The organism is Tistrella mobilis, from assembly GCF_039634785.1.
In the GTDB taxonomy this organism is placed as follows: domain Bacteria; phylum Pseudomonadota; class Alphaproteobacteria; order Tistrellales; family Tistrellaceae; genus Tistrella; species Tistrella mobilis.
Genome location: NZ_JBBIAB010000035.1, coordinates 21,101 through 29,966 on the forward strand (window position 1 = coordinate 21,101; position 8,866 = coordinate 29,966).

At 67.7% G+C, this 8,866-nt stretch carries 8 protein-coding genes; 4 read left to right on the top strand and 4 right to left on the bottom strand.

Features of this window, described 5'->3' with window-relative positions; translation table 11 throughout:
• The first annotated feature begins 47 nt into the window (after positions 1–47).
• Together WI697_RS26075 and WI697_RS26080 are read left to right on the top strand one after the other, a co-directional pair.
• On the top strand, positions 48–1,952 hold the full coding sequence (locus WI697_RS26075) for a ribonucleoside-diphosphate reductase subunit alpha (protein ID WP_345960502.1): 1,905 nt from the start codon (positions 48–50) through the stop codon (positions 1,950–1,952).
• A complete protein-coding gene (locus tag WI697_RS26080; protein WP_062766823.1) occupies positions 1,943–3,061 on the top strand; it encodes a ribonucleotide-diphosphate reductase subunit beta in 1,119 nt (372 codons plus the stop codon). Before WI697_RS26075 ends, WI697_RS26080 begins: the two co-directional genes overlap by 10 nt.
• Here WI697_RS26080 and WI697_RS26085 read toward each other — a convergent pair.
• Positions 3,028–4,185, bottom strand: a complete 1,158-nt coding sequence (locus WI697_RS26085; protein ID WP_345960503.1) for a thiolase family protein — start codon at positions 4,183–4,185, stop codon at positions 3,028–3,030. The genes WI697_RS26080 and WI697_RS26085 overlap by 34 nt on opposite strands.
• A gap of 109 nt (positions 4,186–4,294) precedes the next feature.
• Here WI697_RS26085 and WI697_RS26090 point away from each other — a divergent pair, with 109 nt between their 5' ends.
• Positions 4,295–5,101, top strand: a complete 807-nt coding sequence (locus tag WI697_RS26090) for an alpha/beta fold hydrolase (RefSeq protein ID WP_345960504.1) — start codon at positions 4,295–4,297, stop codon at positions 5,099–5,101.
• Here the strand turns inward: WI697_RS26090 and WI697_RS26095 are convergent.
• On the bottom strand, positions 5,085–5,687 hold the full coding sequence (locus WI697_RS26095) for a TetR/AcrR family transcriptional regulator (RefSeq protein WP_345960505.1): 603 nt from the start codon (positions 5,685–5,687) through the stop codon (positions 5,085–5,087). The two genes, WI697_RS26090 and WI697_RS26095, sit on opposite strands and share 17 nt — an antisense overlap.
• 161 nt (positions 5,688–5,848) lie before the next feature.
• On the opposite strand from WI697_RS26095, the gene WI697_RS26100 reads away from it, so the two are divergent.
• The gene (locus tag WI697_RS26100; protein ID WP_345960507.1) at positions 5,849–6,265 is read left to right on the top strand and encodes a VOC family protein; all 417 of its coding nucleotides are present in this window, start codon (positions 5,849–5,851) and stop codon (positions 6,263–6,265) included.
• Between the two features lie 8 nt (positions 6,266–6,273).
• Here WI697_RS26100 and WI697_RS26105 read toward each other — a convergent pair whose 3' ends face one another.
• Together WI697_RS26105 and WI697_RS26110 are read right to left on the bottom strand one after the other, a co-directional pair.
• The gene (locus WI697_RS26105) at positions 6,274–8,214 is read right to left on the bottom strand and encodes a calcium-binding protein (protein WP_345960506.1); all 1,941 of its coding nucleotides are present in this window, start codon (positions 8,212–8,214) and stop codon (positions 6,274–6,276) included.
• A gap of 89 nt (positions 8,215–8,303) precedes the next feature.
• Positions 8,304–8,866: M10 family metallopeptidase C-terminal domain-containing protein (locus WI697_RS26110; protein ID WP_409351436.1), on the bottom strand; the 563-nt coding region annotated here is incomplete at its 5' end.

Below are 8,866 nucleotides of genomic sequence, written 5' to 3' on the forward strand. Positions count from 1 at the left end.
GCCCTGCGTTCATCCGGCCCCGGTCCGCAGATCGATGGGTGAACGCCATGACCTCTCTCGCCTTCGACTTCGACCGGCACGGCCATCTGGTTCCGGTGACGGCTCCGCTGCCGCCCGAAGCCGTGCCGCGCCGGCCGCAGGCGCCGATCCCGTTTCCGCTGGCCCCGAAGCCCGTGCCGGCCGATCTGGTGCTCGATCGGGGCCGCGATGCGCTGCTGACCGATTTCGGCAAGGCGACGCTGCGTGACCGCTATCTGATGCCGGGGGAGAGCTACCAGGATCTGTTCGCCCGGGTCGCCTGCGCCTATGCCGACGACCGGGCCCATGCCCAGCGGATCTATGATGCGATCTCGCGGCTCTGGTTCATGCCGGCGACGCCGATCCTGTCCAATGGCGGCACCAGCCGCGGCCTGCCGATCTCGTGCTTCCTGAACGCGGTGCCCGACAGCCTGGACGGCATCGTGCGCACCTGGAACGAGAATGTGGCGCTCGCCTCCAATGGCGGCGGCATCGGCACCTATTGGGGCGAGGTCCGTTCCATCGGCGAGCCGGTGAAGGGCTGCGGCGAGACATCCGGCATCATCCCCTTCATCCATGTCATGGACGGGCTGACGCTGGCGATCTCGCAGGGCTCGCTGCGTCGCGGATCGGCCGCGGTCTATCTGGACGTGCATCATCCGGAGATCGAGGAATTTCTTGAAATCCGCAAGGCCTCGGGCGATTTCAACCGCAAGGGCCTGAACCTGCATCACGGCATCGCGATCACCGATGCCTTCATGGAAGCCGTGCGCGACGGCGCCGATTTTCCGCTGATCAGCCCCAAATCCGGCGCGGTGATGCGCCGCATCGACGCCAGGCGGCTGTGGCAGCGGATCCTCGAGACCCGGCTGCAGACCGGCGAACCCTATCTTCTGTTCATCGACACGGTGAACCGGGCGCTGCCGCGCCACCAGCGGGCGCTGGGGCTCAAGGTCTCGACCTCGAACCTGTGCAGTGAAATCACGCTCGCGACCGGCGCCGATCATCTGGACGAGGAACGCACCGCGGTCTGCTGTCTTGCCTCGCTCAACATCGAAACCTGGGATCAGTGGCAGGGTGAGGCGGGGGTCGTCGAGGACGTGCTGCGCTTCCTCGACAACGTGCTGACCAGCTTCATCGAAACGGCACCCGACGAGATGGCCCGGGCGCGCTATTCGGCGATGCGCGAACGCTCGGTCGGGCTGGGCGTCATGGGCTTCCACGCCTTCCTGCAGGCGCGCGGCATCCCGTTCGAAAGCGCGATGGCCAAGGCCTGGAACCTTGCGATCTTCCGCAGGCTGCGCCAGGAGGCCGACCGGGCCTCGGTGTTCCTGGCCGAGGAGCGCGGCCCCTGCCCGGACGCGGCCGAGGCCGGCATGCAGGCGCGGTTCAGCCACAAGCTCGCCATCGCGCCCACGGCCTCGATCAGCATCATCTGCGGCGGCACCAGCGCCTGTATCGAGCCGATCCCGGCCAATATCTACACCCACAAGACGCTGTCGGGCGCCTTCCCGGTGCGCAACCCGCATCTGGCCCGGCTGCTGGCCGAACGCGGCCTCGACCGGCCCGAGATCTGGCAGTCGATCGTCGAGCACGAAGGATCCGTGCAGCATCTGGACGGGTTGACCGACGACGAGAAGGCGGTGTTCCGCACCGCCTTCGAGATCGATCAGCGCTGGATCGTGGAACTGGCGGCCGACCGTGCGCCCTTCCTGTGCCAGAGCCAGTCGCTGAACCTGTATCTGCCGGCCGATATCGATAAATGGGATCTGCACATGCTGCACTGGACCGCCTGGGAGCGGGGGGTGAAGAGCCTTTATTACTGCCGCTCCAAATCCATCCAGCGGGCGGGCTTTGCCGGCGGCACCCGTGCCGGGGCCAGCCTGGCCGCCACCGCACGCACCGATTACGAGGAGTGCCTGGCATGTCAGTGAGGCGCGTGATCGCCGGCGATCTCGATCCGATGACCCTGGTCGGCACCGGCCGGGTCGGGCTGCTGACGGCCACCGGCACCTATGACGTTGAGCGCTACCCCTGGGCCTATGCCTTCTGGAAGCGCCAGCAGCAGATCCACTGGATGGGCGAAGAGGTGCCGCTGGGTGGCGACGTCAAGGACTGGACCTCGGACCGGCTGAGCGATGCCGATCGCGGTCTGCTGACCCAGATCTTCCGCTTCTTCACCCAGTCGGATATCGAGGTCGGCGACAATTATCTGAAGCGCTATCTGCCGCTGTTCCAGCCGCTGGAAATCCAGATGATGATGGCCGCCTTCTCGAACATGGAGACGGTGCATATCGATGCCTATGCGCTGCTGCTGAAGACGCTGGGCATGCCCAAGGCCGAGTTCGAAGCCTTCCGCGACTATGCCGACATGCGCGCCAAGGCCGATTACATGCACAGCTTCGGCACCGGCACGGTGGCCGATGTGGCGCGGACGCTGGCCATGTTCGGCGCTTTCACCGAAGGCATGGCGCTGTTCGCAAGCTTCGCAATGCTGCTCAACTTCCCGCGGCACAACAAGATGAACGGCATGGGCCAGATCGTCAGCTGGTCGGTCCGGGACGAAAGCCTGCATTGCGAAGGCATCATCCGCCTGTTCCACGAATGGCACCGCGAGACCGGCGCGGTCACCCGGGCGGTGCGCGACGACATCACCGATGTGGCAAAGACCATGGTCGGCCTGGAAGACCGGTTCATCGATCTCGCCTTCGAGCTGGGGCCGGTCGAGGGGCTGCGGCCGGACGAGGTGAAGGCCTATGTCCGCTACATCGCCGACTGGCGGCTGACCCAGCTGGGCCTGACCCCCGTCCATGGCTGTTTCTCCGACCCCGACCAGGGCGCGCGGGCGCTGGTGCCGCACCCGCTGCCCTGGCTGGTGGAAATCCTGAACGGGGTCGAGCACGCCAATTTCTTCGAGCAGCGCGCGACCGAGTATTCCAAGGGCGCCACCCGCGGCGCCTGGGACGGGCCGGATGGCGTCTGGGCGGCCTTTGACCGCAGATCCGCCGATCAGACGGCTTCCAGGATCGTGGCGATGCCCTGACCGCCGCCGATGCACTGGGTGGCGAGCGCGAAGCGGCCGCCGCCCCGCATCAGCTGCTGTGCCGCCTTGGCGGTGATCCGCGCGCCGGTGGCCCCCAGCGGATGGCCGAGTGCTATGGCGCCGCCATCCGGGTTCACGATGTCCTCGGGGATCTCAAGCGCGCGCAGGCAGGCGACCGCCTGGCTGGCGAAGGCCTCGTTGATCTCGACCACGCTCAGATCACCCACCCCGATGCCGGCACGGGCAAGCGCCTTGCGGCTGGCCGGCACCGGGCCGATGCCCATGATCTCGGGCGGGCAGCCGGCAATCGCGGTGGCGCGGACCACCGCCATGATCGGCAGGCCCTGGGCGCGGGCGAAGTCTTCCGAGGTGACGAGAACCGCCACGGCACCATCGGTCAGCGGCGAGGCCGTTCCCGCGGTCACCGTGCCGTCGGCACCGAAGGCGGGCTTCAGCCCGGCCAGGCCTTCGAGCGTGGTTCCGGGGCGCAGGCAGCCATCGGCATCGACCACGCCGTCGGGTGTGTGCACCGCCACGATCTCGTCGGCAAGCCGGCCGGCCGCCTGGGCGTCGCGTGCCTTCTGCTGCGAGCGGAGGGCGAAGCCTTCCTGCGTCGCGCGGTCGATACCATAGCGCGCGGCCACGTTTTCGGCGGTGCGACCCATGGTGATATGGGCCTCGGTCATGATTTCGGCATCGGGCAGATCGGGGCTGCGGAAGCGCGGATTGGGCGAGAAGCTGAACCCGCCCTGGGGCACGCGGCTCATGGATTCGACCCCGGCGCAGATGAAGGCCTCTCCCGCACCGGTCGCGATCTGGCCATGGGCGATATGGATGGCCGACATCGACGAGCCGCAGAAGCGGTTGACGGTCATGCCGCCGGTTTCGATCGGCAGGCCGGCGAGCAGGGAAGCGATGCGGGCGACATTGTCACCCTGTTCGCCTTCGGGATAGGCGCAGCCCATGATCACGTCCTCGATCAGCCGCGGATCGAGTCCGCTGCGGTCGAGAAGGCCGCGCAGCGTGATCGCAGCCAGATCGTCCGGGCGCATGCCGGCGAGCGCGCCCTTGCGGGCGAAGTGGAACGGGGTCCGGACATAGCCGGCGATGACGGTGCGGGTCATGGGGGAGACACCTTCGGATGGGGCGGTGGCCCTTTACGGGAGCGGTCGATGCTGTTAATGATGATGATCATCATGATTGAGTCAACCCGTATCGGAGCCCGTCGTTCCCATGTCGAGCAGCACCACCGCCACGGCGCCGCGTGCCGTGCCTGCACCGGCCGAACTGGCCCGGGCCTTCGTCACCCCCGATCGCAGCCGCGCCCGGCCGGCCTGGGTGGAGCTGCCGCCGGCCCAGCGGGGTGAGCTGGCATTCGACGGCGAGACGCTTGCCCTTTATCAGTGGGGCACCGACGGCCCCGTGGTGGTGCTGGTGCATGGCTGGGACGGCAGCCATGCCGACATGGCCGGCTTCGTGGCGCCCCTGCTGGCGGCGGGAAGCCGGGTGGTGGCCTTCGATCTGCCGGGACATGGCCGCTCCGGCGGCGAGGTTGCGCCGATCCCGGTGCTGGCGCGGGCGGTGGCCGCGGTGATTGCGGCGGTGGGGCCGGTGGCGGGGCTGATCGCCCATTCGATCGGCTGTGCCGCTTCGGCCGTCGCCGTGCTGGAAGAGGGCGCCCGGGTGGCGCGGCTGGCCTTTGTGGCGGCACCGGCGCGCTATCTGGACGGTGCCCGGGCGCTGGCGGCGCAGATGGGGTATGACGAGGCGGCGCGCACGGCATTCGAGGCCGAGCTGGACCGCCTGGGCGCCCGTCTTCACGAGATGAACCTGCCGCGCCAGGCACGGACGGCGACGGTGCCGGCCCTGTTCTTCCATTCCGCCGATGACCGGGTGGTGCCGATCGCGGCGGGGCGCGCCTCGGCCGGGGCCTGGCCGGATGCCGCCATGGTGGAGCTGGACGGGCTGGGCCATGCCCGTATCCTGGCCGATGCCCGGGTGATCGCCCGGGCGGTGGATTTCGTCAGGCCGGCCGGCTGATCCCGTCGAGCAGGGCATCGATCGCCGTGGCGATCTCGGCATCGCCGAGCCGGCCCTCGCTCGCCGCCAGCGCCGCTTCGTTGAGCGCGCCCGAGAGCAGCAGCGCCATGGCCTGAACGGTGAGGCCGGGACGCAGCCGTCCGGCCTGGGCCAGGGCGTCGAGGCCCGCGATCAGCGTGCCCAGCGCATGGGCGGCATCCACCTCGCGCCAGACCTGCCAGCCGAGGACGGCGGGGCCGTCGATCAGCACGATCCGGCGGATGCCGGGGCGCATGCAGGCGGCCACGAAGGCGCGCGATCCCCGGCGCAGGGCGGCGAGGGCATCGGGTGCCGCAGCGGCGGCCGCGTCGATCGCGGCCACCACATCCTGCTGGGCATCTTCCAGAACCGCCCGGAACAGGGCCGCCTTGTCGGGGAACTGGTGATAGAGCGCGCCGCGGCTGAGCCCGGTGGCGGCGACCAGTTCCGGCGTGCCGGTCGCGGCATAGCCCTTGTCGGCGAAGGCCTTGCGGGCAGCCTGGATCAGCCGGCGCCGGGTGTCTTCCGAGCGCTCGCGATTGCTCCGTCGTCCGGTGCCTCCGGTCATGATTCGTCCAACCCCCAGCCTGTCCGGAGCTGACGCTACGCGCCCTGGGCGGCGCCCGCAATCGGGATATTTACAAACAGTCTGCCTGTTTGTTTAATGGTGGTGGTTGTTCACGAGCGGCCGGACGCGATGGCGCCCTGGGCCCGGGGGAGGGATGGATGATGAGAATCGACAGCTGGTATCCGGTGATCATGACCGATCGCGTGGTCGAGACGGCCGCCTTCTGGCAGACGCATCTGGGCTTCGCGCCGGTCTTCGTCGCGGACTGGTACGTGCATCTGCGCCATGCCACCCATCCCGAGGTGAACCTGGCGGTGCTGGACCAAGCCCACGAGACCGTACCGGCCGGATATCGCCGGCCGGTCGGTGGCGTGCTGCTGAACCTGGAGGTCGACGACGTTGATGCCGAATGGGCAAGGCTTCAGGCAGCCGAGGGGGTCGAGGTGCTTCAGCCGCTGCGTGACGAGGCCTTCGGCCAGCGGCATTTCATCATCCGCGATCCGGCGGGGACACTGATCGATCTGATCCGGGTGATCCCTGCCACCGACGCCTATGCCGATGCCTGGGTCCAGGGCTAAGCCATTGGTCAGAGAATGAAGTCGGCGGCCGTCAGGCTGCTGATGCCGGTGACCAGGATGCTCATATCCGAGGATCTGTCGCCGTCGAGGTCGGCGTAGACCAGCACGCCACCGGTCACCGCAGCCACCCGTACTTCGCCCCCTTTGCCCGAATAGCCGGCGCTGCCGACATAGGTGAAGGCCTGATTGCCGCTGGTGCCGGTGACCGCATCAATGGCCGAGAGGTCGATGCGATCCCCCTGGGCATGGGAGAAGTCCTCGATCCGGTCGCGGCCGGCGGCGGCAACGGTGCTCTCCGAGGCGGCGGTGTAGACGAAGCTGTCGCGCCCGGTGCCGCCGCTCAGGATATCGGCGCCCTTGCCGCCCTGCAGACGGTCATTGCCGGCGCCACCGTGGACCCGGTCGACGGTTTGCGACCCGATGAAGACGTCATTGCCGGCATTGAGCCAGATCGTCCGGCCATTGGTGATCTTTGTGACGCCGGAGAGGTTGAAGTCGTCATTGCCATCCGTGCCGTTGAGGTCGGCCTTGGTGAAGGCAAGGATTTCGACCGAGGCGGCGGCGTCCAGGGTCAACGCAGAGGTCTCGGCGCCTGCAACCACCTGCAGGGTATCCGTGCCGGTGCCGCCGCGGATGATATCGGCGCCGAAATCGCCCTGGACCCGGAAGATGTCGTTGCCGCCGTCGCCGAGCAGCGTGTCGCTGCCGCCGCCCCCTTCGATGATGTCGTTGCCGGCGCCGCCTTCGATGCGGTCGTCACCCTCGCCGCCATGAACGTCGTCGACGGTTCCGGAGCCGGTGAAGACGTCATCGCCGTCATTCAGCCAGATGGTGCGCCTGCCGATGATCGTGGTGATGCCGCTGAAGTCGAAATGATCGTTGTCATCCGTGCCGCTCAGATCGAAGCCGTTGAACTTCAGGACTTCGACCGACGCGCTGGCCGGCAGCCGCAGGCTGCTGGTCTGGGCGCCGCCGACGATCTCGAGCGTGTCGGTGCCGGTGCCACCGCTATAGGAATCGACCCCGAAGGCGCCCTGGACGCGGAAGATGTCGTTGCCATTGCCGCCGTTCAGTACATCGCTGCCGGCGCCGCCTTCCAGGATGTCGTTGCCGTCGCCACCCAGAAGCCGGTCATTGCCGTTGCCGCCGTCGACCATGTCCCCGGCCTTTGAGCCGTTGAAGCTGTCGGCCCCCGATCCGAGACGGATGGTCTGACGGTTTTCATAAGCGGTGACGCCCGAGAGATCGATGGTGTCGCGTCCGCTGGTGCCTTCCAGCGCAGCACCGGCCTCGAAGCGCAGGATTTCGATCGAGGCCGATGCGTTGAGCGACAGATAGCTCACCTGAGTGCCGCCTGCGATCACCACACGGTCGGTGCCGGTGCCGCCCAGGATCTTGTCCTGGCCGGTCCGTCCCTGCAGCACAATGCGGTCATTGCCGTCATTGCCGATCAGCGTGTCGTTGCCGATACCGCCTTCGAGGATGTCGTCACCGGCCCCGCCATCCAGGCGATCGTCGCCGGTGCCGCCATGAACGCTGTCACCGGCGGCCGAGCCGGTGAAGCGGTCATCGCCGTCGTTCAGCCAGATCGTCCGCCGGCCGATCAGGCTGATCACACCCCCAAGGTTGAACACGTCGTCGCCATCCGTGCCGGTGAGGTCGAAACCGGCAAAATCGATCCGCTCCACCGACGCCTTGGTGCCGAGCACGAAGCTGGCGGTACTGACCCCGTCGGTCAGCCGGATCGTGTCGGTACCGGCACCGCCCCGGAAGGTGTCGGTGCCGGTCGCGCCCCAGATCAGGAAGGTGTCGTTGCCGTTGCCGCCGTCATAGAGATCATTGCCTTCGCCGCCATCGAGGATGTCGTTGCCGTCGAGCCCGTAGAGCGTGTCGGCGACATCGGTGCCGGTGAGCCTGTTATTGCCCGAGGTGCCGCGGATGGTTGCCATGGATCTGCCACTTCATGTGAGGCGACGGGAACGTCGGTCGCCATCCTGCGGCAGGCCGGCTGCAAAGTAAATCGCGGACGCAGAGGCAGTCAGAGGATGAAGTCGCTTGCGACAAGGCTGCCGACCCCGGCCACCAGGATGGCGAAATCGGCAAAGCGATCGCCGTTGATATCCCCCTCGATCAGCAGGTCGGATGTGGCTGACACCACATGAAGCTGCATGGCCTTGCCGGTAAAGCCGGACGTGCCGATGAACAGAAATGTCCCGGCGAATGCAGAGAGGTCGATCTTGTCGCCACCCGCCCGACTGAAGTCGAGGATGGTGTCACGCCCCGAGGCCGCAGTCGTACTGTCGCCGGTACCCGTATAGATGAAGCGATCAGCACCGGTGCCGCCGCTGAGCCTGTCGGCGCCGATCCCCCCTTCGAGCAGGTCGGCCTCATTGCCCCCTGAAATGGTGTCGTTGCCGCTGCCGCCATGAAGGACGTCGTTGCCGGCCCCGCCCTTCAGGATGTCGTCGCCGTCGCCGCCGTCGACGAGATCGGTGACGGCGCTGCCGGTGAACTGGTCGTTGCCGGCGCCGAGGCGGATGACGGTGGTCTTGGTGTAGCCGCCGAGACCCGAGAGATCGAAGATGTCGGCGCCGACGGTGC